A 24,474-nucleotide genomic window follows, 5' to 3' on the forward strand; every position below is an offset into this window, starting at 1 on the left:
AAATATCCTCTGAATTTCCAGACTTAATTAAAAGCTTTTTACGTATTTTAGAGACCGCAGTGATATGTTTGTTAGTGGACAAGAAAAAAAAGAAAAAGCAACAGCATAAAGAAATCTTCACTCCGTGGAGAGGTAAATTAACTTAAGGAGAGATGAATACATGACTCAACCGATTAAAAAGAGTGGGACAAAGCAGCAATTACTAGATATGCTGGAAAGCCGGAAAGACGAAATGATTCAGATCCGCCGCCACTTGCACCAGCATCCTGAACTTTCTTTTCAAGAAGAAAAAACCGCTGAGTTTATTGCAGAGTTTTATAAAGGAAAAGATGTGGAAGTGCATACACATGCCGGAAATGGCTACGGTGTCATTGTCACCATCAAAGGAGGAAAACCTGGGAAAACAATCGGGCTGCGTGCGGATTTTGATGCCCTGCCTATTTTTGAGGAAGCGGATGTGCCGTTCAAATCGCAGAATGAAGGAGTCATGCATGCTTGCGGGCATGATGGCCACACCGCCTATATGCTCGTTTTGGCAGACTGTTTGATTCAGCTGAAATCCGAACTTTCTGGGACTATTAAAATCATTCATCAGCATGCGGAAGAGACGCCGCCTGGCGGAGCGAAAAGCATTATTGAATCCGGAATTCTGGATGACTTGGACTATGTGTTCGGAACACATCTGTTTCCGAGCCATCCGGTCGGCACAATCGGTTATCGAAGCGGTTACGCGATGGCCGGCCGAACGTATTTCAAACTCAAAATCCAAGGCAAGGGAGGCCATGGATCAACGCCTCATCGAGCCAATGATCCGATAGTTGCCGGTGCCCATTTTGTTACAGCTATTCAGACGGTCGTCAGCCGGCGCTTGAATCCATTCGAGATGGGGGTCGTTACCATCGGTTCTTTTGACGCCAAAGGCTCCTTCAATATCATCAAGGACAGCATTGAGATAGAAGGGGACGTGCGTTATATGAACGACCAAACGCAAGAGCTTATCGCCCGCGAAATCCAGCGCATTGTCAAAGGGGTTGAGCTGGAGTTTGATGTTGGATGCGACTTGACCTATACAGCGGATTATCCGCCGCTTTGCAACGATGCGGAAGTCACTGAGAACGTTGTGTCCATCCTGAAAAATGCGGATGATTCAACGATTGAACACGTAATCGAGTTTCCGGTATTTTCCGGCTCGGAAGATTTTGCATATTATCTGGAAAAAACACCCGGACTCTTTTTCAACATCGGCTGCAAACCGGAGGGAAGAGAAGAAATTTATATGAATCACCATCCGAAATTTGATATTAATGAAGATGCGCTTCTTGTATCGGCAAAGGCGGTTGCCCATGTCGTTTGCAGTTACAGCGATATCGAATAATGAAGACACCAAAAACAGCCATCCTTTTCAAGGGTGGCTGTTTTTTGCTTATAGTTTAACATCGATGGAGGACGTCCCCAGAAAGCAGTCCTGGCAGCAAAGATAAGAGGCTCGTCAACTTAAGCCTTGTAACTATGGCTTTTCTCGATATTTTTCCCTTGATCCGGAAGGCAGGGTCAACAGCTCCAGCAATTGGTCCACCACTTTTCCTCGCGTTTCAAAGTCGAACGGTTCGCCGCACGGCCGCCCCATTTTAAATGGCACATGGAGTGTACGGGGAGCGCCGACTTTGTCAGTGATTTCCGGAAACAAGGTGACCATGGCAGTCGGAATATGTGAAGCTTCTAAAGCCCGGGCATACAGCCCAAGCACGTTATGGCAGGATCCTCAGCCAGGCACTAAGAGCGCGGCATCGATTCCTTCGTTATGGAACAGTTTGACAACTTTCGGTATAAAATTTTGTTCAGCTATCGTCGTGTCCAAGATGCCGCCGTTCAATCCAATATGGACTCCGGAAACAGAACCAATCTTTCCGTCCGCCGCGGATTCTTTAAGTTGCTGGAGCGGGAAGACGATGGACGGATCGGTTTTGGCGAACTTTGTATCGAAATAAATATGCGTCACTGTCAGTTCGCGTTCGGTGACGTCTGCCGGGATGATTCGAAACGAAGGATCTCCGGCCGGATTATCCACATCAAACGGTTCGTCCGACTTCAAGTGAACACCGGCGGTTGAAACCAGTGCCACTTTGCATTGGTCCAACGGCTTCTGTAAATAAGCTTCGGGCAAGCTGCTGTTTTCTGTCATGTGGCTCATGGTGAATTTCTGGTAGGCATTCGTGAAATTACTGGAAAACGTCCGTGACAGCTTTGATTTGAGTTTTGTCTTCATTTTCATGATCAGCCATTCCTCCAGTTCAAATAGTCTATTGGATAGTATTCGCTGACGGGGTGGAAATTCCTGTGTATATTTTTTCTTTTTGCGCTAAAGAAGCCTTAAAAAAATCTATTGTTTACATTCATTATTTACATACATTCTGTATGTATGTTATATTATAAGCAAGACTATGAGGAGGTAATAGCGATGAAAATCAACAGTTCCTATCCCGTGATCATGTGTGAAAGCCCTCAGGATGTAGCCAATTTTTATATCACTCATTTTGATTTTAAAGCCACTTTCTCTTCGGATTGGTATATCAGTTTGTCGAATACGGAAGGCGATACGGATTTTGAGCTGGCTGTCCTTGATTACAAGCACCCTACTGTCCCTCATAACTACAGAGAAAAGTCGAAAGGCGTTATCATCAATCTGGAAGTGGATAATGTAGATGACGTCTATGAAAAAATTATGAAAGAAATCCCTCCTGTAATGGAAATCAGGAGTGAAGATTTTGGACAACGGCATTTTATCGTTTCGGATCCTGCGGGCCTCTTGGTCGATGTAATCCAAGTGATTCCGCCAAGCAAAGAATTTGAAGCGATGTATCAAAAAGAAGAGGGAAAGTGAGCCAATGGATTTATGAAAAATCAGGAATTAGCGGAACGTACAAAAAACAGTTTGATCAACACAGCTCGCGTGCAATTTACAGAGAAAGGATACGCTGAAACGTCTCTTGAAGAAATTGTCGGCAAAATAAATATTACAAGAGGTGCGCTGTATCACCATTTTGGCAATAAACTTGGTTTGTTTAAAGCAGTAGTCGAAGTGGTCCAAAGGGGAATAGCTGAGTCGATCGAGCAGGAATCAGCAAAGTCAGAGAATTCCTGGGAGCAGTTAGTGCTTGGATGCCATGCCTTTGTTCACGCGGCTTTACTAATAGAAAATAGAAGAATTCTGCTTGTTGACGGACCGGCAGTATTGGGATGGAATGAGTGGTCAGAAATTGACGAACATCATTCAGAATCCCGGTTATTGCAAAAAATAACCGATTTGAAAGCAGATGGCCTGATCAAGGATTCGATTTCTGTTAAAGCACTGACGACCGTCATATCGGGGTCTTTGAACGAAGCAGTCTTGTGGGTTTCCCATGCTGAAAATCCCGAACAAGCCAAAGACGAAGTACTGGCTGTGATTGACGTAATGTTGAATGGCTTTCGAAAATAAATACTTAAAGAAAAGAGGCATGGCCAGTAACCGTAAAGGTTGTTGGCCATGCCTCTTGCGTTCTGGAGTACTATAGACAAAATCTTAAATCCGAATAGCCAATGCCAAATGCAAAACAACCGCATCCTGGAATTCCGATGGGTCCAACCCCGTGATGTCCAGGATCTTTTTCAGGCGGTAGCTCAAGGTATGGCGATGGATCTTTAGCCGGTCAGCGGTTTCGGTATGGCTTTTGTTAGAGGCAAAGTAAGCAGTCAGCGTCTCGCATAAGGGTTCGCTCAGCCCAGCTAAGATTCTGCCGGTAAATTTGGCGAGATCGTCTTGGGGATTGCGCTTCAGGAGCGCCATCAATTCCACGTCTTCAAAATAAACCAGTTGCTGGCCAGGGGCGCCAAAGTCCAAGGCATTGCGCGCAGCCAAATAAGACGTCCGGATATCAAAAATGCTGTCGACGGCTACACCGACTCCGATTCTCCCAGGCGCACTTTTCTGCAGAAAATGAAGCAAACCGTACAATTCTTCTTCCATTAGGGATGGCTCTTCATTTGCCACCAACAGGAAGATTTCGTTCAGCTGGGAATGTCCAGCGACAACGGTTTGTTTTTGGAAATGGCCTTCCAGCTGTTCGATGATCCGGTGGGAAGGGGAAGGCGGCTTTTTCAATTCAATCAGCAGTGTGACAAAAGACATTTTGCCTTCGAAGTCCATCTGGAAAATCCGTTCATGCACTGCTGCGGATAAGGGTTTGCCGCTTGTCAGTTCTTCAAAAATCAGTTCATTGCGCTTGCGGTTCCATTCGATGTGGGAGGTGATGAGCGACTGGTGGACCATCATTTCTGTTGTCAATTGAACCAGTGTAGATATTTCCGTTAACTCTTCCGGGTTGCCGGTGATTCCGATGACGCCGACCAGTTTCCCTTGAAAATGGATCGGCATATTGATACCGGGTTTTACCCCGTGCCATTCCGCTAAATCGGCTTCTGTGATGGAAAGGGTTTCGCCGCTTCTGGCCACGTGCGCCGCACCTTCATGGATTTTTTCGATTCGCTCTGATTCGCCTGATGCCAAAATCATGCCGTTGGGATCCATGACGTTTAAGTTGCGGTTCAAGCGGATCATGGTTTGTTCGACAATTTCTTCTGCCAGCTGTCTTGTAATCATAAATGCGCCCCTTGGTATATATATTCTAAATATTTCGGTAAAAATATGTACACTCAGTATAATGTATCCACAACTTCTTTTCATTATAATTTTATGTAAGCGCTTTAATAATGCGGTAAGGAGGTTTTGGCAATGAAAATCATGGTAGCACCCGATTCTTTTAAAGGCAGCTTATCTGCAATGGAAGCAGCGCAGGCAATGGCAGAGGCGATACAAGAACTTGGCAGCGGAGCAGAAACCATTTTGTTGCCGGCAGCGGATGGCGGGGAAGGTACGATGACTGCCATGGTGGAAGCGACTGGCGGAAAATTGGTCGCTCACCAGGTCCAGGATCCGATTGGGCGGACCGTTTCTGCCTGTTATGGGATTCTTGGAGATGGCAAAACCTGCGTCGTTGAAATTGCGGAAGCATCCGGGTTGACCTTGCTGGAAAAGCACGAACGAAATCCACTCGCAGCCTCTTCTTTTGGTACGGGAGAATTGATCCGGCATGCGTTGGACGCCGGTTTTCGGAGCTTTATCATCGGGCTTGGCGGCAGTGCCACCAATGACGGCGGTGCCGGGATGCTCGAAGCGCTTGGCATGAAGTTTTTGGACCGGAGTGGAGAGATTTTGGCGCGCGGCGGCGGTGCACTTGCCGAGCTTGCAGAACTGGATGTTTCCGGTTTTGACCACCGCATTCCGGAAAGCCGCTTTTTGATTGCTTGTGATGTGGAAAATGTCTTGATTGGCGAACACGGTGCATCAGTGGTATTTGGACCCCAAAAAGGGGCATCACCTCCTATGGTCCGGCAGCTCGACGCCAACCTGCAAAATTTTGCGGACATTGCCGAACGGATAACAGGCATGGCGCTCCATCATAAAAAAGGAGCCGGTGCTGCGGGAGGTGCCGGCGGAGCGATGCAGGCATTTTTTGCAGGAGAAATGAAGCGCGGCGTTGATGTTGTTTTGGAGGCCATCTCGTTTCAAGCCCATATGGACACGGTCGATTTGGTTGTGACCGGAGAAGGCAAAACAGACAGCCAGACCTTATCCGGAAAAACGCCTTTAGGCATTGCCGAAGCCGGAAAGAAAGCAGGCAAACCAGTTCTTTTGATTTCAGGAATGATTGACAGTCAGAGTTCAGGGCTGGTGGAGCCTTATTTCACCGAAATCCATGCGGTCGTGGATGGGACGGTTACGGCACAACAGTCGATCGCCGACCCGTACCACCGGCTGAAGATGAAAACGCAAACGGTTGTTGGAGTTTATTTGAAAAAACAAAAGGGGTGCTGACATGTTATTTTTCATTATTGCTTTAAGTGTTGTATTGGTTGTGTTATTGACTGCGGTCTTTAAAGTCCATCCATTCTTATCGTTGTTAATCGGGGCATTCTTCATGGGAATCGCATCCGGCATGCCATTGGCGGATGTTGTGCTCAGTGTCAATGAAGGTTTTGGCGGGTTAATGACCAGCATCGGGATCGTTATTGTCGCGGGTACCATTATTGGTGTCATTTTAGAAAAGTCCGGTGCTGCTTACCGCATGGCGGAAGTGGTCTTGCGTTTGATCGGCGAAAAACGGCCGCAGCTGGCTATGTCGATTATCGGCTTTATCGTATCGATTCCTGTTTTTTGTGATTCTGGATTTATTATTTTATCGAGCTTGAAAAAAGCATTGGCGAAGCGTGCGAAAGTTTCAATCGCTTCGATGTCTGTCGCTCTTGCAACGGGCTTGTACGCGACGCATACATTGGTGCCGCCAACCCCGGGCCCAATCGCAGCTGCCGGCAATATCGGTGCTGAAAACTACCTGGGTACGATCATTTTAATCGGCTTGATCACCGCGATTCCTGCGGCCATTGTCGGCTATATTTGGGCAGTCAAAGTTGCTTCAAAAATCGTAGTGCCGGAAGATACAGTCCAAAGCGGCGATTTGAACTACGAAGAAGTCATCAAATCGTTTGGCGAAATGCCTTCTACATTCAAAGCATTCTTGCCGCTTGCACTTCCTGTGTTGCTGATCGCAGCGGGATCGATTGCCAGCGTTCTTGGCGGCGACGATGCACTGACGAATACGATTAGATTTTTGGGTTCACCGACTGTCGCATTATTGCTAGGTGTGTTTGCGGCCTTCTTATTGCTGCCGAAATGGAACGAAGAAACTTTGTCTGGATGGATTGGCGAAGGGCTGGTAAGCGCGGCTCCGATCCTATTGATTACGGGCGCCGGCGGAGCGTTCGGCCGCGTTATCACCAATTCAGGCGTGGCGGATTTGATTGCAGGCATGGACTTGTCCGCACTTGCTGGTGGTTCATTGTTCCTGCTGATTCCATTCTTTATCGCAGCAGCATTGAAAACGGCTCAAGGATCTTCAACTGCCGCACTGGTTATCACTTCAACTTTAGTGGCGCCTCTCTTGCCGACTCTTGGCGTTGAAGGCGCAGTGCCACTAGCACTAGTCGTCATGGCAATTGGTGCCGGGGCAATGACCGTGAGCCATGTCAACGACAGCTTCTTCTGGGTTATTACACAATTCAGCGGAATGAAAGTAACAGATGCTTATAAAGCACAGACAATGGCGACCTTGCTGCAAGGGGTTACGACAATTGTCTTCACAATGATTTTATGGACGATTCTTGTATAACGATCAAAATACATGTGCAAGGCAAAAGGAAACCATCTTTCTTAGGAAAGGTGGTTTTTTGGTTTGAAAAGGTGAGGACAGGTTCCTCTACTAAAGTCTTTCAGTGTGGACATTCAGACAATTCTGCTCCTATAATGAAGTATGTATAAAAATTATACAAAAACTATATAAAGAAAGTTTTTAAAGCCAATCCGCAGGGAATTAAAAGAACTATAGCGATGATTTTACTGCTTCAATAACACGAACATACTTGAAAGATGAAAGGCGGTACATATATGGTGAATGCGACTAAATCCGTAATTGTCATTGGGGGAGGCCTGGGCGGCTTGTCCGCGGCGATTTCCCTTGCGCAAAAAGGGTATGCGGTTTCTTTATACGAAAAAAATGATCACATTGGCGGAAAAGTCAATCGCCTGGAACAGGACGGTTTCGGTTTTGACCTCGGTCCGTCAATTTTAACAATGCCGCATATTTTCGATAAGTTGTTTCAAGGCAGTGGCAAGCGGATGGCTGATTACATCTCCCTCAAGCGGCTTGACCTGGAATGGCGGTCGTTTTTCCCGGATGGCACGGTATTGGATTTGTACCACGACTTGCGCTTGATGGAACGGGCGAACCCTGCGCTTTCCAAGAAGGACATGAAAGAGTATTACGCCCTATTGAAATACGCACAGCGGATTTACAAGACGACTGAACACAGCTATTTAAAAGAGGGCTTTGAGTCGCCGAGAGAAGCCGTTGCCCAAAACGGCATCCTGGCCACCTTAATCGGGTTCGACTTGACGTCCACCATGTACAGCGCGATTTCCAAGCGCATCAGCAACCCGCATTTGCGCGACATGCTTTCTTATTATGTGAAATACGTCGGTTCTTCGCCCTACAGCGCGCCTGCGGTTCTCAACATGATGATTTACATGCAGCATGCACAAGGCTGCTGGTATGTAAAAGGTGGAACTCATAAATTGGCGGAAGGGCTGGAGCGGCTTGCGAGAGAAGAAGGCGTTCAAATCCATACCGGTATGGGCGTGGTTCGGGCACATGCGAATGAAAACGAAAAAATCGAAGGCATTAGACTTGAAGATGGTTCGTTCAAAACAGCTGATTATTATGTTTCGAACATGGAAGTCATTCCGTTTTATAAAAAGATGGTCGATGCGGACGAGAAGTTTGTCACGAAACTGGTGAACAAGTACGAACCGTCGAGCTCGGGCCTCGTGCTGCATCTCGGTGTCAAAAAAACCTATCCGTTCCTGAATCACCACAACTTTTTCTTTTCCGAGAACTTGCATGAACAAATGGAAAAAGTGTTTGAAAAGCACGAGCTGCCGGACGACCCGACCATTTACTTGGTCAACGTCAACAAAACCGACCCAACGCAGGCACCACCCGGGCATGAAAACATCAAAATCCTGCCGCATATCCCGTATATCCAGGACAAGCCATTTACGCCGGAGGAGTACCGGCAGTTTGAAGAACGTGTGCTCGACAAGCTGGAACGCATGGGCTTGCACGGCTTGCGGGAAAATATCGTGACGCGTGACGTCTGGACGCCTCATGACATTGAACGGACATACGGCTCAGACCGTGGAGCGATTTACGGCACCGTTTCCGATAAAAATAGGAACGGCGGCTTTAAGCACAAAAAACAAAGCGAACTTTACGACAACCTCTACTTTGTCGGAGGCACCGTCAATCCTGGCGGCGGTATGCCGATGGTGACACTGAGCGGCCAGCAAGTGAGCGATAAGATTGTCAAGCGCGATCAGGCGTGTAAGAAGTAAGAGATTCATTTTGCTGAATAAGCAACTCAGTCAGCTAAGATTCACATAATAAAGAGCAAAAAGACCGTTAATTCAAATTTGAATTAACGGTCTTTTGACATGTGCTTACAAAGCTCATGTTGAGTAGTTGTAATTTTTAGATTGTTTTAGTAGGTATAAACTATTATAATTAGTATAAGCCATATTACTTACTAAAAAAACAGCATATGGAACCTAGTGGATTATAAGTACAGGTACAAAAACTGAACGATAAAAATTCAGTGGTATAAGTATCTAAAGAATTACAAAATATAATCTCTAAATGCAAAAAAAAGGAGGAAAAAAAATGAACAATTTGTTCTTGCTGCTATTTCTTGTTTCTATTTTGGCGTTGGTAGTGGGGTTAATCAAACCTGATTTAGTATTGAGGTGGATTCCGGAAGCTAAAAGAAATAGAAAAAAAGCAGCGATGTATTTTGGTTCCGCAATAGTAGCATTCTTTATTTTATTTGGAATAACTGTGGATCCGGTAGAAGAGCAGGTTGCCGGTGTACAGCAGGCAGAAGCTGAAGAAGAAACAGACGGAGAAGCTGAACGCGAAGCAGCAGAGGAAGCCGAGCGCGAAGCAGCCGAAGAAGCCGAGCGTGAAGCAGCCGAAGAAGCCGAGCGTGAAGCAGCCGAAGAAGCCGAGCGTGAAGCAGCCGAAGAAGCCGAGCGTGAAGCAGCCGAAGAAGCCGAACGCGAAGCAGCCGAAAAAGCTGAACGCGAAGCAGCCGAAGAAGCTGAACGCGAAGCAGCCGAAGAAGCTGAACGCGAAGCAGTCGAAGAAGCCGAACGTGTTGCGGCAGAAGAAGCTGAACGTGAAGCAGCCGAAGAAGCCGAGCGTGTTGCGGCAGAAAATGCGGGAACGGCATCACAGCAACAAGCAGTAGGAATGGCTGAAAATTACTTAGATTATACTGCCTTTTCGAAGAGCGGCTTAATCGAGCAATTAGAATTTGAAGGGTTTAGTAATACCGATGCTGCTTATGCAGTAGAACAAATCAGTGTAGATTGGAAAGAACAGGCAGTAAAATCAGCTGAAAATTATCTGGAGTTTACTCCTTTTTCAAAATCCGGTTTGATCGAGCAATTAGAATTTGAAGGGTTTAGTAATGCGGATGCTGCGTATGCGGTAGAACAAATCGGTGCAGATTGGAGAGAACAGGCAGTAAAAGCGGCTGAAAATTACCTGGAGTTTACGCCTTTTTCAAGATCTGGTCTGATCGAACAATTAGAGTTTGAGGGCTACAGTAATGCAGATGCTACTTATGCCGTGGATGCCGTAGGACTCTAATTTAATATTGTTTCTTACAATCAAAGAGGACAAAAAAATTATTTTAAGCTGTTACTTATTACTATAAGTAGCAGCTTATTTTTTTCGAATTGCAGAAATCTCTTAGAGCTTTATTCCATAATAATAAAAATATGAAGAAAACTTAGTTTAGTCATTGCACTAAGTAATGGAATTTTGTTACAATGCTGATAACGCTTACAAACTGAGAGGAGGAGAGGGCAGTAGCATGAAACTGCTTTCGGTAGCCAAATGAAAAACGTTAAGCTTTTATACATCGTAGGAATTACATTAGTAGCAACATTGGGCGGCCTTTTGTTCGGCTACGACACCGCTGTCATCTCGGGGGCAGAAGGTTCGCTGCAGACGTACTTTACGGATAGCTTAGGGCTCAGTTCCTTTATCCACGGGTTGACGGTTTCCAGTGCGCTGATTGGCTGTATCATCGGCGGAATTTTATCAGGATATTTTTCTGTCAGAATTGGCCGGAAATATACCTTGATCGCAGCTGCATTTTTATTCCTGGTTTCCGCATTGGGATCTGCTTATCCTGAGTTCTTGTTTTTCACACCAGGCGAGCCATCAATCGCTTTGCTCGCGACGTTCAACTTTTACCGGATCATCGGTGGAATCGGCGTCGGCCTGGCTTCTGCAGTGGCACCCATGTATATTGGGGAAATCGCTCCTCCACATTTGAGAGGGCGCCTCGTCGCTTTAAACCAATTCGCCATCATTTTCGGGATGCTCGTTGTTTATTTCGTCAACTGGGGAATTGCACGAGGCGAGACGATGGAATGGATCAACGATGTGGGCTGGAGATACATGTTTGCTTCTGAAACGATTCCGGCATTCCTGTTCCTCCTGCTGCTGTTTTTCGTTCCGGAAACACCGAGGTATCTTGTGTCTCAACATAAAGACGACAAGGCAATGAGCATTTTATTGAAAACCTATGACACGACTATGGCAAAAGCGACACTATACGAGATCAAAAATTCCTTTGACGACAAAAAGGAAAAACTGTTTGCTTACGGAAGAGGAATCATTGTCATTGGGATTCTGCTGTCGGTATTCCAGCAGTTTGTCGGCATTAACGTCGCGCTTTATTACGCACCAAGAATTTTTGAAAGCATGGGCGCCGGTCGTGATGCTTCGCTTTTCCAGACTATCGTCATGGGTTTGGTCAACGTCATTTTCACGATTATCGCGATTGTGACAGTCGATAAAGTAGGCCGCAAGCCGCTGTTGATCATCGGTTCGATCGGCATGACCATCGGGATGTTCGGGGTTGCTGGCTTGGCTTACTTCGAGCAGATTGGAACTGCAACTTTAGTATTCATCATCATTTACACTGCTTCATTCATGATGTCTTGGGGTCCGGTTGTATGGGTCTTGCTGTCTGAGATTTTCCCAAACAAAATCAGGGGACAGGCATTGGCCATTGCAGTCGCTTTCCAGTGGGCTGCCAACTATTTCGTGTCTTCAACCTATCCGCCAATGATGGAAGTGAGTGGTACAATGACTTACGGAATTTACGGTCTCATGAGTATCCTTTCTGCGCTGTTTGTCTGGAAGTTCATTCCTGAAACAAAAGGAAAATCTCTGGAAGAACTAGAAATGATTTTAAAAAAATCGCAAGGCATGGAACGAACCGTCAAAGAATAAAAAGGCACCGATCTGCTCTGACCAGGAATACTCTGGAGAGAGTAGGTAGGTGTTTTTCTATGGATAAAATCATCACTTCACCCAACGAGAAACAGTGGGAATAAAAGCCATATTTTTAAAGGATATGGTATACTAAGGATATGGAATAATCAGATAAATATATTGCGCAAATTGTTTTGAGTAAGAAACTGGTTTTTTCATTTTAAATCACTCTTTCAGGAGGGCTTACATGAAAAAAACATTTGAGACTACTTATAATGGCCGCCATATTCTCGTGGAGAATCGGTGGTTTGAAGGAGAAAAGCTGTTTGTGGATGGAGATCTGCAGGACGAAAATCTCGGACTCAGTTTTAGAGGAATCTTAAACGGTAAACTGAATAGCATGGAGAGCGTAAAGAATATCAAAGTAACCCTTGGCGGCTTTTTTGCTATTCAGTGCAAAGTATTTATTGATCATGAATTGATTTATTCAAGCGTGGGATAGTCTGTGGAAATCAGGAACAGAACTTTTCTTTTTTGTTTAAATGAATAAGTGAGGTTGAACCAAAGCAGCTTACACAGGTGAAGGGTGGTTTCACATGGCCAGAAAGAAAAAGAATGATAATTTAGGTGAGTTGCTTACCGGAGTTTTGATTCTCGGCAGTGTTAGCACTTTTGTTTATACGCAGTCAGTCACAGGGACCATTGTGGTATTTGTCGTTGGTTTTATGGTAATGCTGGCAATTGCTAAGACGATTCAATTCAAAAAGCGGAAGAAATTGAACGAGTCGGGAATATTTCAGGTGGATGGGATGTCCGGAGAAGAGTTTGAGGAATTTCTGCGTTTGTGTTACCGGGCGGAGGGGTATATTGTCCACAAAACGCCCTATAAAGGAGATTATGGAGCGGATCTCATTCTGGAAAAAGACCAGCAAAAGATTGCGGTGCAGGCAAAGCGCTATAAAAGCAATGTCGGGATCAAAGCCGTCCAGGAAATTTCCGCAGCAAAACTGCATTACGGAGCGAACGAAGCATGGGTTGTTACCAATAGCTTTTTTACAAGAGCAGCTGCGGAGCTGGCACAGAGCAACAAAGTGAAATTGGTGAACCGGGATGCCTTGGTTGAGATTTTATTGGCGAAAAAAGCAGGCTGAATAGAACAGTGATTGAACCGGACTGTCTCCAATGCATGGGAGGGGTATTTATGGAACTACCTGCTCGTAAAGAAATGTTGAGGCATTTGGACTTTTTTATCGGTACTTGGAAAGTGGAAATCACCCATCCGCATCTCGAGCCCACTCCGATTATAGGGCACACCAGTTTTGAGTGGCTGGATGACAGTTATGTCGTTCAGCGCATGCACATTGAGAAACCTGAATTCCCAAGCAGTATGATTGTTTATGAATGGCATTCGGAAACAGGGCGCTACCTGCAGCATTATTTCGATTCACGGGGTGTAACGCGCTTGTATCAAATGACTTTTGAAGATCGTGTTTGGAAGTTATGGCGTGACAGCCCTGATTTTTCATCGCTTGATTTCTGCCAGCGGTTTGTTGGGGAAATCGATGAAGCTGGGAATACGATTGAAAGTTCTTGGGAACAATCAGGTGATGGCGTAAGTTGGACTCATGATTTTAAGGTTTTGTATAGAAGGAACTTACGAGACTAAGCATTTGAAACCATTGCAGCGGTGAAGCTAGGCTGAAGATTTGCGAGCTTAGCTGGTGCAAAATATGTTCGTTTATTATATCGGCATGGCAAGGTCAACTCTCACTTGCCGTGCCGATTTTTGTATAGGAAGAAGTAAGCGTTGAAAATACATGATAGTTTGAAGTTGTCATTGGTCCAGACTATCTTTCGTATGTAATCACCAGCTGGTATATAATAGAAATCATAAGAGGGGGTTCTGGAATATGTTTGAAAAACAAATTATCGACAAGCAAGACCACCGGAACTTTTTTGTGCAGATGTCCAATCGGGGGACGAGGGATACGTTCCCACTGCTGACAGATGATCCTTCGACCATTATCAACCGGGCCTATGAAGAAATTTCCATGGGGTATACGTCATTGATCATCTATAAAAGAATGGCGATTCTTCAACAGGATAATATCGTTGATTTGTCAAAAAAGGATGAAGGAAAGGCTAAGCATTATCAAAATTTTCTTTTCGTTCAGCAGCATGATGAGAGCGAACATGTTGCTTTTTCAGCATTCGAACCCCCCAATCATTACGAAACATTGGACGAAGCGATTGCGGCCGGCAAGGAACAGCTTAAAAACAAGCAGCGGATTTTTCCGGGCCAAGTGTTTACGGTGGTTTGCAGCGCATTTTTAGAAAATCACGCTTGGCATTAAGAGAGGGAGATAACGGATGCAATTAGTGATGAAACGAATTTCAAAAAAACTGAGTTCTCATTTCGGATCCTTTTTAAGTCAACCTGCGACCATCGAGGAGATTGAAAATCTGGAACGCACACTTGGGACCAGCCTACCAACTGATTTGAGAGAACTTTACCAGGTGCATAATGGAGAGCTGGACGGAGAGCCTGGTTTGTTTTTCGGCATGTCTTTTTTACCTCTGTCTGGCGTTTTGAGTGAATGGCAATCCTGTTCAGCATTAGCCGACGATGAAGCAATGAACGATGTACCATTCTATGCAGTTCCACCGGAAACGATCAAAGACCAATACATAAACCGCAAGTGGATCCCATTTGCGGCTGATTTCGGTGGCAATTTCCTGGCTGTGGATTTGGATCCCGGCCCAAGTGGTCTATCCGGACAGGTTATCAATTTTGGAATCAAGGAAAATACGCGACATGTCGTCGCACACAGCGTTGAGGATTTAATTGAATTTATTTCGAAAACGCTTCAGGAAGGCCCTTATACAATTGACGGGGAAGGAACGTGGAGCTATAGCCAAGCAGAAAGCCTGCATTTTTTTCATGCCTTGGAAGAAATGCCGCTGCCGGTTTTGCATCCTGAAACGGCTGAAGCCACAGCAGAAGCACTGGAAAAGGATCGGAGAGAACAAGCTAAAAAGCGTGCGCAAAGCTTTGCAGGCGATCCGTGGGAAGAAACCGTCTATGTGGATGGCCAGTTCATCACGACAAGCTCACAGAAAGCACCTGCGGAACCGACAAAAATCCTCTCGAACGGCAGTGAAGAGCTGGACAAAGTGAAGAGTTTGGACGTGTCGATCTTCAGCATCGATCAGTTTGAAGAGATTGCAAAGAAGGCGACTCAATTGGAGCATTTGCACATTCGACAGTTAGTAGGGGTGGTCCACCCGGATTTAAGACTATTCAGGGATATAAAAAACTTGCAGTCGCTGACGATTGAACATTGTGCATTTTACACTATGCATCTTTGGGGGAACTTTAGAAATCTAAAAAAGCTTACCTTAATCGATTGCCAAATCTTCGACGCAACGGAAATCAAAGAGACGCAAATTGAAACCTTGGAGTGCATCCGGACGCCTATCGAAAATATTGAAGTAATTGCCGAGTCACCAGCGCTGCGAAAATTTTCAGGAAGTTTCCAGCAGTTTGGGATGTTACAGCCAGTTGTGAAACGCCCAATGGATTTTTCCAAAATTACTGGCGGCATGACAGACAGCGAGCTGGATATTTGGTTTAGCAGCCTTATGAAATAAGGTTTTCTCTGCAAAAAAATTAGCTTAACAGATACAAAAAACACTTTCATTTTATCATCTAATATTTTTGATAGCGGCGTTGCACTAAAAAGTTGGTGTAATCGAGTATTTCTATTTTAATTATTGTACGAGATATTGTACAATTCTTATAAGGAAGGTGATCATATGGAAGCAATCAATTATTCTTCTCTTCGAAACAATCTCAAAGGGTATATGGATAAGGTCACAGACGATTTTGAAACTATAGTTGTTACAAGGAAAAACGAAAAAAATGTCGTTATGATATCTGCTGAAGAATACAATAATTTGATGGAAAATATGCATTTGCTAGGCAATGAAGCGAATCGTGAGCATTTGATGGAGTCCAAAAAACAATTGGAAGAAGGCTTGTGCGCATCACACAGCCTTGTAGAACTTGACTGAATGAATATTATCTTTACAGAAAAGGCTTGGACAGAATATACTGACTGGCAAAAGGAAGATAAGAAAACCTTGAAGCGAATTAATGTATTGATTCAAGATATTCAACGCAATGGATATGAGGGCATGGGGAAGCCCGAACCTCTGCGTTATGATTTGAACGGCTACTGGTCCAGAAGGATCAATGAAACAGATCGCCTCGTTTACCGAATTGACGAGAAGAATGTATACATTCTGCAATGTAAGTATCACTATAAGTAGATTCTAAATTCCTCTCCTGTGAATAGTGGAAAGCAGCTGCTGAACTGGAATAGAACAAACGCCACCTTGAGGCCAAATAGCTTCAAGGTGGCGTTTGTTTTTTCATGAAGCGGCTTCTTTCAGTATTGGTGCATCAACTGAATTTTTCGATTCCCGGCATGCCAAAGATGAGCCAGTAAATAAGTTTTGCTTCGTCCTCATTGCCGCTTTCAAGAGACAGGGAACGTGGGAATTCACCTGGATCTTTGCCTTTTCTAATTAAGGGAGGTATATGATGGTTCCACTCTAACGCATCTGATTTAAGTTCTTTCAGTTCACTGGTATTTAGAGTTCCATCATGCATGTCCATGATCGAATCAAAATAGAAATCGAGCGCTTCATAATCGTTCGGCGGAAATTCTACCATGAAGTCTTCCGTTTTATCCCATTCGCCTGCGCGGATATAAGCGCTCGCAAGCAGCCACCTGGTTCCTTGCTGGTCGTAGGAGTTCAACTCCATCAGCTTTTCGAGCGGTTCGATCGCTGCCGCGTATTCTTTTTGCGCCATCAGCCACGCGCCATATGAAAACAAGGCACGGAGAAGCGGACGATTTAATACGTATCCCCAAGCTGAATCCGGATCCACTTCTTGATCGAAATTCTTGTAGCCCGATTCGATTGCCTGCAAGTAATGAAGCCGCCTCTTGGTTGGGGCGAGCGTGATTTCCGCCATCAGCAAATTCGCATCTGTGTTTTCCGGATCGAGTTTGAACGCCTGCTTTGCGAGTTGCTGGCGTTCTTTTTCATTCCGACAGTCATAAGCCTGATAGCTCGTGAGCTGCGCCGCTTCAGCATCGTTCACTGGCATATATGCATCATTCATCGTATCACGTGTCATTCTTTCCAATTCTTCCAACGATTCAGCTTTTGAATGCGACGTGCGCATGAACATTTGCCACATGCCGCGTTCAGTGATTCTCGGATCGGTGCCCATGGAAATTAAAATTTGTGGCGTATTCATAACTATGTCTAAATCCAGATTCGGACCCTCCAGTGTTGCAGCCAAACTTTGAATCTTATTCACCAGATAGTCTTCTGCAAGCACGCGGTATTTCGATAAGGAAGCAACGGAAATTTCGAAATAGGCAGCCAGGTTTTTCTGGGTCACGTAAAAATTCCCAAAAAGACCGAGATCATTTATCGCTTGCAGTATGCCGGCGGCGACTCCTTCAGGCTTGCGTGCAGTAAGCGGAACTTCCAGCAGGAAAGCAAAAGCCAAGTTCCCAAGCAATGTGTCATTCAACCCAAACTCTTTTGTGAAGCGTTCCACTTGTCCCAGTACGCGTGCCTCGAATTCCGGTAAAGATGACTTTTCGGATTTCTCTGCAAACGTTTTATACAGCTCCAGCGAATCACTGACTCCACTTTTGAGCTTAAATTTCAACTCTCTAGCTACAGCTTCCTGATGTTTTGGGATAAAGATGATACTTGATGTTGGCTGCAGTTCTGATTTGTCTTGTGCCGGATTTCGCATAACAATGCCGAACACCCACTCGCCGGGCTTAGCTTCTCCGTTATTGGGGAACAGGTATTGTTCATTTGTCACGGTATCACGGACAATAAGCTGTTCGTTTTTCAAAGCCTGAATTTCCCCGAGCAGAATAAATGGTTGTTCCCACGACTTCAGCACATCTAAAATTCGCTGGCGCTTTTGGAGTTTTTTTTGCCGGGCTAGGTAATTTTTCCAAGCGTCTGCACGGTCAATGAACAGATAGGATTCAAATGCAGCTAACTCCAAGAGGTCTTCGTCGAACGTGTTTAATAATGCATGTTCCCATTTTCGGATTCGCTGTTCCAATTCAAAATAATCCGCTGGTTCCACACCTTCTTCAACAAAGCCTTCCATAATCCTCTCAAGCTCGGAACTGATAACTTCCTGCAAGTCCACGACTTGTTCCTTTCCACAGCATTTTTTGTATTTCTTGCCGCTGCCGCAAGGGCACGGATCGTTTCTTCCAACCATTGGACCATCTCATTTCTTTAGTTGTTTGTTTCTTTTATCGTATCGGGGAAAAGCTGTCATTTCAAGCTTCTGGAGGAAGGAAATCCTGCCCTGTGAACAGGGTAATTCAAATAATAATTTAAAACGAACGTATATTCGCTGAAATTTACAAATTATAAGCTCATAGCCATTAATAGATGATATGATTAGATGAAAACAGATCAGGCAGAATCCGTCGGTTTGATGAAATATATACAGCTTTAAAAGAACAGGTGATTAAATGGGTAACGCAAACAGAGCAACATACAAAACTTCAATACGATTGACCAAGACGGCTATGGAAAAAATGGGAGGGTTCGGCATCAGCGAACGCTCGTTTTTTGTTGCGGATAAACCGTTCAAGGTATTTATCGAGCGGTATCCGTCGAATGCCGATGGTGAGCTTTCGGTAGCATTAATTTTAGACAAAGCGGAAAACATTCGGCTAACTGGAAGGGATATCGAAGAGTCGATCGTCCTTCATGCAGTCTTCACCAATCACAACCTGTTGGTCACCAACTTGACCATGCGGAAATCCTATCAGGCGCTCGGTACCAATTGGCAGCGCGAGGAATACTTGGTGTTCGACCGGTCGAGGGATCCTGCTCCGGTCTCCCTGATCAATCTGATCAACCGGATGACACCGGCGAAGGAAAGTTCCGATTATGTCAAAAAGCGGATCGGCAGCTGGGAAGGCTATTTGAAAATCCAGGAACGCGGCATGGACATTCCGGACATCAAAACCAGCTATTCCAGCCTGTCGTTCAGCCACGATTTCAGCCGCATCACGTTAAAAGGCTGCCACCTGAAAGACACGGAGTGGAAACAGCTGAAAAGTTTAACTGTGCGCCTCACCGGAATTTCCGGAGATGTCGGAACGGTTATTAAAGCAGCCAACCGGACAGTGGAAGTGGAAATCCAAAGCTATATGGTCAAACAGCTCCGGGAAAAAGGGCTGGCACTCGATAAAAAGGAAGTCGTCTTCAGCAACTTTGCGGCTTTGAGCCAAATCAGGCGGCTGCGGCAAGGCTTTGCAAATCTTGAGAAAGGCCTTGCGGTAAACCCAAATCTCGATCGGATCCTTTTCGAGGAAAAACCGCCGGTCAAGCCGCTCCGGTCGCTGGAGATGCTGTCTTTCCACAACCGCCTCAACGAATTCCAGCAAAAAGCGGTATCGGGTGCGATGGCAGCAGAAGATCTGTACGTCATCCAAGGTCCACCGGGCACAGGAAAAACCACTGTTATTTCAGAAATCTGCCTGCAAAATGCCCGAAAAGGGTTGCGAACGCTGGTCGCTTCGCAATCCAATTTGGCGGTCGACAACGCACTTGGCCGCTTGCTTGCCAACAAAGATATTCGCATTTTGCGTGTCGGACGGACGGAGAGCATCGAAGAAGAAGGCAAGAAGTTTATCGAAGAAAACGTCGGCCAGTATTGGAAAGACCATACGCTGGAAGAAATTACAGCGCAATACGATCTGCGTGAAAAGCGTGAACCCGAGTTGAAACGCGATTTGTTGGCGAACGAACAAGCTACTGTGAAGCTGCAGCCGGTTTACGAAAGCTTAGGCAGAGCGGTTGAAGAGAAAAAACAAGCCCAGGCCCAGCAGCAATCAGTTCAAAAGCTGCTTGAAAAAGAACAGTTGAAATTGGCCACGTGCGAACTCGAAAAAGGCAAAGCTGTAAACGACAGCCGGGACCTGGCGCATCGCCTGCATGAGCTTGAGGATTTGATCGATCAGGATTCCGCTTTGATGGAAGGCAAAGAAGACAGCGCGTGGTTCCAGGAAGAGCACCTGCGGATCCATAAGCAAATCAAGCTGTATGAGCGTGTTATCGGGCTTCCAAGGCTTGAGCAAGACCTGGCGGTAAAACGGCAGGACCTCGCTGTGGTCACGGAAAGACGCGACCAAATCGCAGGGATCATCGAACAAAAAAGAGTGGCCGTCAGTGAAATGGACAGCATCAAGAAAATTGATGGCCTGCTTCACGTACTGAAAGAGCAGCGGGTTGAGGAAACACCAACCATTACATACTTGATCAACCGGCTCGAAGCGAACCGTGAAAACATGGCGGAATGGGGCAAGCTCAATCAATACAACGAACAAGTCACCGCTGCGATTTCCTACATTGAAAAACTGTTGGCACCTGCCGGCATTTCTGTTGCGGATTTGAAACAGCAGGCACTGGCCAAGACAGAAGCGTATACGTCAGCGGAAGTCGACGAGTATTTGGAGAAGCTGCGGAGACTGTTGAAAAGTGCGAAGCACCATGACTCCATCGTTCTGCAAAAAGCGCTCAACGGTTTGTACAGACGGCAAAATGATTTGTGGAGAAGAGGCGCCAAACTCAAAGCATTTGACGTTTATGCAGCAGAATCGAAACGGGCTTTCCAGGACTTGAAAAAGCATTTATGTGACGAGCTTGGCAACCAGCAAAAACAATACCGATCATGGGACGAAAAGTTGCTGGAGCAGCAGGAGAAAAAGCAGGAAGATATGGCGCCGCTTGAACAGCGCTACCGCCAAATGCCAAATCGGGCAGAGCTTCCAGCCGATCTCGAAGCGGCAGTCCGTGATGCAACCGCGGAACTTGCCAGGCTGCAAAAAGACAAAGCTCTTTATGAACAGACTAAAAAGAAAATCATGGATCATCAAACGGAACGCACGCAAAAAACAGCGGCTCTGGAAACGAATGATGCCTGGATTGAGGCGATGAATGCCAATATCCTTCAAGTTGAAAAGGCTGTAAAGGGACACGAAGAGGAGTTGCTCGCATTACGCAAGATTTTGTCTCCGGATGTAGAGCGGCAGCTTGAACAGGCGGCTAAAGAACTGGCCAGTTTATCTTTCACCAAGGAATCGCTCAAGCAGGAAATGAAAAATCTGCCCTTGCTTCAATCGATTCAGAAAAAATGGCTGGATTTATTGGCAGGCGCGAACGAGCACGATTTGGACGAGATCCGGAAATTGTATATCAAGCACGCCAATGTCATCGGGACGACTTGCGTGGCATCAGCACGCAAGGATTTTATCGACAACTATCCGGAATTTGATGTCGTCATCATCGACGAGGTGTCCAAAGCCACGCCGCCAGAGCTGTTGTTACCGATGCTGAAAGGCCAAAAGATCATTTTAGTCGGCGACCATCATCAATTGCCGCCGCTTCTTGGCAACGACACGCTGGAGGAAACGCTCCAGGAAATGATTGACGAAGACAACGGCTTTGAAGAAAAGAAAGAACTCGAAAAACTGCTTGAAGAATCGCTGTTTGAACGCCTCTACAAAAACTTGCCGGCAGCCAACAAGACAATGCTTGCCATCCAGTACCGGATGCACGAAGACATCATGGAAACTATTTCGCCGTTCTATAAACTGGAAAGGGATCAGCTGCAATGCGGCATTGCGGATTCTGACCGGGATCGCGACCACCTGTTGGAATCGCCTGCAGTGAAGCGGAACAACCACCTCATGTGGCTGGATCTGCCGAATGAACCAGCGTATTTTGAAGAACGTATGAGCGGCGGCAAAAGTTTGTACAATGCAGCCGAGCTTCAGGAAATCCGCGCTTTATTAGTAGAACTGAACGAGGCAACTGGAGAAGCGAAAAGAGCTGGACGCATTCATGCGGACCAGCAAAAGAGCATCGGGGTCATCAGCTTTTACGGCGAGCAGGTCAAGCGGCTGCAGCGGATGATTGACCAGGAACTGCACTTGCCGAATTTGACTGTCCGAACAGGAACGGTTGACCGGTTCCAAGGAAGCGAACGGGACATCATCGTACTCAGCATGGTGCGAAACAACCAAAACAAGCAGGGTGATATCGGCTTTGCGAAAGACTACCGTCGGCTGAACGTGGCGCTGTCGCGTGCCAAGGAATTGCTGGTGCTTGTCGGCAGTTCCCAGATGTTCACGGAGCGCGCCAAGCAGCCGGAAACAAGAAACATGTACAAGCACGTGTTAGACGTCGTGAAAAAGAAAAACGGCTTGAAGCTGTTAGAGAAGAGCAGGGGGTAAACATGTGGATGGGCTGATAGAAGAACTGCGGACGCACGTAACAGAAAATCCGGACGTATCGATCGTCAACGACAAAGTGTGGAAGCTGCCGGTCGTTTTATACGATGTCGGTTTTAGCCGGGTCAAGCGTTTGAAGATGGATATTTTGATGAAAATGCTGTTGCTGGCTTTTCAGGAAGCCGATGTCCGCCGCGCCGCCACCTTGTCTGATATGCTGTTTGTGGAAGAGCTGTTTATTAGCGACCTGATCGGTAAGATGCAGCGCACCGGGTTGATTGGGCTTGAGAAATCCGGCTATAAGCTGACGGCGAAAGGCTATGATTATTTGGCCAAAGGCATTTTTGATGAAGAGATGGACGGGGACAAAACCGTGATTTCCTATAGTGCAGCTCACTACCAGTACCGGTTGGCAGAAGACGGCGGCCATTCGGAAGCGGGAGACGAGCTTCCGGTGTACCGCTATCCGGTAAAAGGCAGTTTGAACAAAGACCGCATGCAGGAGCTTCTTTCAAAGGAGGTGTCGGGCGGAGAAGAAGGCTTTCAAACAATCGTCAGCGGAATTACGAGCTGCGTTGAGCACGAGACTGCTTATATCCCATGCATCGAATTTCAATTGTATGACCAGAAGCAGGATGTTTTTTATGCCCGCGTTTGGAATGGAATGTCCAATAACTGGGACGAAACACTGGAAAAACAAATCGAGGCGCATGAGCTGGTGAAATGGCGGAAGGCGATGGAAGAGAAGAACTCAGCTTTAGTTTAATAATTATTGCATAGAAAAGGAATCCGGCTGCTTAACAGGCAGAAGGATTTCTTTTGTGTTTTATCGAAAGTTATCCGTGGTAATTAAAATCGAAGATTATAGTAATCTGAAAATTCGGAATTGAAATTTCTATAATGACTTTTATAATTAAAGAGAGAAGATAAAAAGAAAGGATGACTGCGATGAAGAAAACTATTTTTGTGCATGACATTTCTTCAATTAAGCATAACCATTTTTCATTTAAAGATAACCTTGGTGTGATCAAAGATTATCCGTTCGTCCTAAAAACTGCTCCGGATGGCAGTCCCTATCATTTCGACAAAAACGATTTGCTGGAAATGAGCCATTACGAAAAGGATCTTGCTCCACATGGTGACAGCAGCAAATTGAGCAAAATGGACTTCATCAAGAAAATGAAAAAGGAATTCTACCATCAAATCCGTTCTGGGAACATGGATGATGTTTTAACGCACCTGTATAAGCTGGAAGGTGAGAGCGTCGAGCTGAAATGGGGAGGTTCCACAGATCATAACTTTAAAATATAACCGAAGAATCAAAATTTCACTTGGCGCTTTATTGTAAAAAACTAGGCGGCCTGCTACGCTATTCATTATACGAATCATTATGAATTGAAGGAGACCGGATCATGTCGAATCTTTCGCTGGCAGAAGCTGTCAAATTGAAATCTGTATTAGCAAAACGCATTCATGAGTTGGAAGAAGAGATGGACCGGGTGGCGTTTGTGGAAATGGAAAAAGGCAGCAAAAAACCGAAACAAGCCCGCTCACTGTCGCAAGTCGAGGAAGAGATTGATGACATCCGAAAAGATTTTCGGCTGTTGGATAAATTGATGTACCGTGCCAACTTTGAAAACGAAGTAAGCTTTAACGGGGAAGAGCTGGCGATTGTCGAGGCCATCGAATTGGCTACCCAGCTTCGTGCCAAAGCCCGGAAGTTCAAGGTGTTTGGAACTGCAGTGAAAGAAGATCTCCAATTTGGCTACGGGGAAGGCACGCCCATCGTCAGACGGGCCATGTTTGATCCTGAAGAATGCCGCGTAAAAGCGGTTGAACTGGAGCGGCAGGCCAACCGGCTGTCAAATGCCATCAACACCAAAAACTATTCCATCGTTTTGGATTTCGACAGCGACAAGTATTTCTGATCCTTGGAGCGGTGAGACTCCGCTTCAGGGCATGGAAGGAAACCTCTTTTGTACTTCGGTGCAACCAAATTTTAATGGCTACTGGCAAACCAATGACCGATACCCCATTACGATGTTACCTGTTACCGATTCCCAACCAAAAGCAAACGACGGTCGATGACCACAGTCCTGTTTTAAAAC

General features: G+C 45.8%; 23 protein-coding genes. 19 read left to right on the plus strand and 4 right to left on the minus strand.

The annotated features are described in order from the left end of the window. Positions 1 to 160 precede the first annotated feature (160 nt). Complete coding sequence (locus tag QOZ98_RS06905; RefSeq protein WP_308786749.1) at positions 161 to 1,375, plus strand: amidohydrolase; 1,215 nt, start codon at positions 161 to 163, stop codon at positions 1,373 to 1,375. A 132-nt stretch (positions 1,376 to 1,507) separates the two neighbouring features. Here the strand turns inward: QOZ98_RS06905 and QOZ98_RS06910 are convergent, their stop codons facing one another. Then, complete coding sequence (locus QOZ98_RS06910) at positions 1,508 to 1,747, minus strand: hypothetical protein (RefSeq protein WP_308786750.1); 240 nt, start codon at positions 1,745 to 1,747, stop codon at positions 1,508 to 1,510. A 15-nt stretch (positions 1,748 to 1,762) separates the two neighbouring features. Further along, positions 1,763 to 2,272, minus strand: a complete 510-nt coding sequence (locus tag QOZ98_RS06915) for a glycine/sarcosine/betaine reductase selenoprotein B family protein (RefSeq protein ID WP_308786751.1) — start codon at positions 2,270 to 2,272, stop codon at positions 1,763 to 1,765. A gap of 186 nt (positions 2,273 to 2,458) precedes the next feature. Here QOZ98_RS06915 and QOZ98_RS06920 point away from each other — a divergent pair, with 186 nt between their 5' ends. Both QOZ98_RS06920 and QOZ98_RS06925 read left to right on the plus strand, forming a co-directional pair. Then, the gene (locus QOZ98_RS06920) at positions 2,459 to 2,881 is read left to right on the plus strand and encodes a VOC family protein (protein WP_308786752.1); all 423 of its coding nucleotides are present in this window, start codon (positions 2,459 to 2,461) and stop codon (positions 2,879 to 2,881) included. Positions 2,882 to 2,893: 12 nt separating this feature from the next. After that, positions 2,894 to 3,478, plus strand: a complete 585-nt coding sequence (locus QOZ98_RS06925; RefSeq protein ID WP_308786753.1) for a TetR/AcrR family transcriptional regulator — start codon at positions 2,894 to 2,896, stop codon at positions 3,476 to 3,478. An 84-nt stretch (positions 3,479 to 3,562) separates the two neighbouring features. Here the strand turns inward: QOZ98_RS06925 and QOZ98_RS06930 are convergent, their stop codons facing one another. Continuing rightward, positions 3,563 to 4,639, minus strand: coding sequence for a CdaR family transcriptional regulator (locus QOZ98_RS06930; RefSeq protein ID WP_308786754.1), 1,077 nt, complete (start codon positions 4,637 to 4,639; stop codon positions 3,563 to 3,565). A 132-nt stretch (positions 4,640 to 4,771) separates the two neighbouring features. Here QOZ98_RS06930 and QOZ98_RS06935 point away from each other — a divergent pair, with 132 nt between their 5' ends. The 12 genes from QOZ98_RS06935 to QOZ98_RS06990 all read left to right on the plus strand — a co-directional run bounded on the left by QOZ98_RS06935 (position 4,772) and on the right by QOZ98_RS06990 (position 16,334). Further along, on the plus strand, positions 4,772 to 5,914 hold the full coding sequence (locus tag QOZ98_RS06935; protein WP_308786755.1) for a glycerate kinase: 1,143 nt from the start codon (positions 4,772 to 4,774) through the stop codon (positions 5,912 to 5,914). Between the two features lies 1 nt (position 5,915). Continuing rightward, the gene (locus tag QOZ98_RS06940; protein ID WP_308786756.1) at positions 5,916 to 7,265 is read left to right on the plus strand and encodes a GntP family permease; all 1,350 of its coding nucleotides are present in this window, start codon (positions 5,916 to 5,918) and stop codon (positions 7,263 to 7,265) included. A 275-nt stretch (positions 7,266 to 7,540) separates the two neighbouring features. Further along, positions 7,541 to 9,046 (plus strand): phytoene desaturase family protein, encoded by a 1,506-nt coding sequence (locus QOZ98_RS06945; RefSeq protein WP_308786757.1) that lies wholly within the window; start codon positions 7,541 to 7,543, stop codon positions 9,044 to 9,046. 325 nt (positions 9,047 to 9,371) lie between these two features. After that, positions 9,372 to 10,361: an Ltp family lipoprotein gene (locus QOZ98_RS06950; RefSeq protein WP_308786758.1), complete on the plus strand. Its 990-nt coding sequence runs from the start codon at positions 9,372 to 9,374 to the stop codon at positions 10,359 to 10,361. Positions 10,362 to 10,610: 249 nt separating this feature from the next. Continuing rightward, positions 10,611 to 12,020, plus strand: a complete 1,410-nt coding sequence (xylE, locus tag QOZ98_RS06955) for a D-xylose transporter XylE (RefSeq protein WP_308786759.1) — start codon at positions 10,611 to 10,613, stop codon at positions 12,018 to 12,020. A 229-nt stretch (positions 12,021 to 12,249) separates the two neighbouring features. Continuing rightward, entirely contained in the window at positions 12,250 to 12,504 is a 255-nt protein-coding gene (locus QOZ98_RS06960; RefSeq protein ID WP_308786760.1) for a hypothetical protein, read from the plus strand. Positions 12,505 to 12,598: 94 nt separating this feature from the next. Next, positions 12,599 to 13,153: a restriction endonuclease gene (locus QOZ98_RS06965; protein ID WP_308786761.1), complete on the plus strand. Its 555-nt coding sequence runs from the start codon at positions 12,599 to 12,601 to the stop codon at positions 13,151 to 13,153. 50 nt (positions 13,154 to 13,203) lie between these two features. Then, positions 13,204 to 13,668 carry a hypothetical protein gene (locus tag QOZ98_RS06970; RefSeq protein WP_308786762.1) on the plus strand — a complete coding sequence of 155 codons (465 nt, stop codon included), beginning with the start codon at positions 13,204 to 13,206 and terminating at the stop codon, positions 13,666 to 13,668. 244 nt (positions 13,669 to 13,912) lie between these two features. Further along, a complete protein-coding gene (locus QOZ98_RS06975) occupies positions 13,913 to 14,356 on the plus strand; it encodes a hypothetical protein (RefSeq protein WP_308786763.1) in 444 nt (147 codons plus the stop codon). A gap of 16 nt (positions 14,357 to 14,372) precedes the next feature. Continuing rightward, entirely contained in the window at positions 14,373 to 15,653 is a 1,281-nt protein-coding gene (locus QOZ98_RS06980) for an SMI1/KNR4 family protein (RefSeq protein WP_308786764.1), read from the plus strand. Positions 15,654 to 15,818: 165 nt separating this feature from the next. Next, the gene (locus QOZ98_RS06985; protein WP_308786765.1) at positions 15,819 to 16,076 is read left to right on the plus strand and encodes a type II toxin-antitoxin system Phd/YefM family antitoxin; all 258 of its coding nucleotides are present in this window, start codon (positions 15,819 to 15,821) and stop codon (positions 16,074 to 16,076) included. Beyond that, complete coding sequence (locus QOZ98_RS06990) at positions 16,077 to 16,334, plus strand: Txe/YoeB family addiction module toxin (protein ID WP_308786766.1); 258 nt, start codon at positions 16,077 to 16,079, stop codon at positions 16,332 to 16,334. 133 nt (positions 16,335 to 16,467) lie between these two features. On the opposite strand, the gene QOZ98_RS06995 is transcribed toward QOZ98_RS06990, so the two are convergent. Then, positions 16,468 to 18,336, minus strand: coding sequence for an SEC-C metal-binding domain-containing protein (locus QOZ98_RS06995; protein ID WP_308786767.1), 1,869 nt, complete (start codon positions 18,334 to 18,336; stop codon positions 16,468 to 16,470). A gap of 259 nt (positions 18,337 to 18,595) precedes the next feature. On the opposite strand from QOZ98_RS06995, the gene QOZ98_RS07000 reads away from it, so the two are divergent. The 4 genes from QOZ98_RS07000 (at position 18,596) to QOZ98_RS07015 (ending at position 24,294) form a co-directional block, all read left to right on the plus strand. After that, positions 18,596 to 22,369 carry an AAA domain-containing protein gene (locus QOZ98_RS07000; RefSeq protein WP_308786768.1) on the plus strand — a complete coding sequence of 1,258 codons (3,774 nt, stop codon included), beginning with the start codon at positions 18,596 to 18,598 and terminating at the stop codon, positions 22,367 to 22,369. A gap of 4 nt (positions 22,370 to 22,373) precedes the next feature. Next, positions 22,374 to 23,132, plus strand: a complete 759-nt coding sequence (locus QOZ98_RS07005; protein WP_308786769.1) for a hypothetical protein — start codon at positions 22,374 to 22,376, stop codon at positions 23,130 to 23,132. A gap of 182 nt (positions 23,133 to 23,314) precedes the next feature. Next, positions 23,315 to 23,677: a hypothetical protein gene (locus QOZ98_RS07010; protein ID WP_308786770.1), complete on the plus strand. Its 363-nt coding sequence runs from the start codon at positions 23,315 to 23,317 to the stop codon at positions 23,675 to 23,677. Positions 23,678 to 23,778: 101 nt separating this feature from the next. Continuing rightward, entirely contained in the window at positions 23,779 to 24,294 is a 516-nt protein-coding gene (locus tag QOZ98_RS07015) for a hypothetical protein (RefSeq protein WP_308786771.1), read from the plus strand. Positions 24,295 to 24,474 lie beyond the last annotated feature (180 nt).

The organism is Planomicrobium stackebrandtii, assembly GCF_030814955.1.
GTDB lineage: Bacteria > Bacillota > Bacilli > Bacillales_A > Planococcaceae > Planococcus > Planococcus stackebrandtii.

Bases quoted from the DNA above. Each gene is read 5' to 3' on its own strand.
- QOZ98_RS06905 (WP_308786749.1), top strand. From the start codon at position 161: ATGACTCAACCGATTAAAAAGAGTGGGACAAAGCAGCAATTACTAGAT.
- QOZ98_RS06915 (WP_308786751.1), bottom strand. From the start codon at position 2,272: ATGAAAATGAAGACAAAACTCAAATCAAAGCTGTCACGGACGTTTTCC.
- QOZ98_RS06920 (WP_308786752.1), top strand. From the start codon at position 2,459: ATGAAAATCAACAGTTCCTATCCCGTGATCATGTGTGAAAGCCCTCAG.
- QOZ98_RS06925 (WP_308786753.1), top strand. From the start codon at position 2,894: ATGAAAAATCAGGAATTAGCGGAACGTACAAAAAACAGTTTGATCAAC.
- QOZ98_RS06930 (WP_308786754.1), bottom strand. From the start codon at position 4,639: ATGATTACAAGACAGCTGGCAGAAGAAATTGTCGAACAAACCATGATC.
- QOZ98_RS06935 (WP_308786755.1), top strand. From the start codon at position 4,772: ATGAAAATCATGGTAGCACCCGATTCTTTTAAAGGCAGCTTATCTGCA.
- QOZ98_RS06940 (WP_308786756.1), top strand. From the start codon at position 5,916: ATGTTATTTTTCATTATTGCTTTAAGTGTTGTATTGGTTGTGTTATTG.
- QOZ98_RS06945 (WP_308786757.1), top strand. From the start codon at position 7,541: ATGGTGAATGCGACTAAATCCGTAATTGTCATTGGGGGAGGCCTGGGC.
- QOZ98_RS06950 (WP_308786758.1), top strand. From the start codon at position 9,372: ATGAACAATTTGTTCTTGCTGCTATTTCTTGTTTCTATTTTGGCGTTG.
- xylE (WP_308786759.1), top strand. From the start codon at position 10,611: ATGAAAAACGTTAAGCTTTTATACATCGTAGGAATTACATTAGTAGCA.
- QOZ98_RS06960 (WP_308786760.1), top strand. From the start codon at position 12,250: ATGAAAAAAACATTTGAGACTACTTATAATGGCCGCCATATTCTCGTG.
- QOZ98_RS06965 (WP_308786761.1), top strand. From the start codon at position 12,599: ATGGCCAGAAAGAAAAAGAATGATAATTTAGGTGAGTTGCTTACCGGA.
- QOZ98_RS06970 (WP_308786762.1), top strand. From the start codon at position 13,204: ATGGAACTACCTGCTCGTAAAGAAATGTTGAGGCATTTGGACTTTTTT.
- QOZ98_RS06975 (WP_308786763.1), top strand. From the start codon at position 13,913: ATGTTTGAAAAACAAATTATCGACAAGCAAGACCACCGGAACTTTTTT.
- QOZ98_RS06980 (WP_308786764.1), top strand. From the start codon at position 14,373: ATGCAATTAGTGATGAAACGAATTTCAAAAAAACTGAGTTCTCATTTC.
- QOZ98_RS06985 (WP_308786765.1), top strand. From the start codon at position 15,819: ATGGAAGCAATCAATTATTCTTCTCTTCGAAACAATCTCAAAGGGTAT.
- QOZ98_RS06990 (WP_308786766.1), top strand. From the start codon at position 16,077: ATGAATATTATCTTTACAGAAAAGGCTTGGACAGAATATACTGACTGG.
- QOZ98_RS06995 (WP_308786767.1), bottom strand. From the start codon at position 18,336: ATGGTTGGAAGAAACGATCCGTGCCCTTGCGGCAGCGGCAAGAAATAC.
- QOZ98_RS07000 (WP_308786768.1), top strand. From the start codon at position 18,596: ATGGGTAACGCAAACAGAGCAACATACAAAACTTCAATACGATTGACC.
- QOZ98_RS07010 (WP_308786770.1), top strand. From the start codon at position 23,315: ATGAAGAAAACTATTTTTGTGCATGACATTTCTTCAATTAAGCATAAC.
- QOZ98_RS07015 (WP_308786771.1), top strand. From the start codon at position 23,779: ATGTCGAATCTTTCGCTGGCAGAAGCTGTCAAATTGAAATCTGTATTA.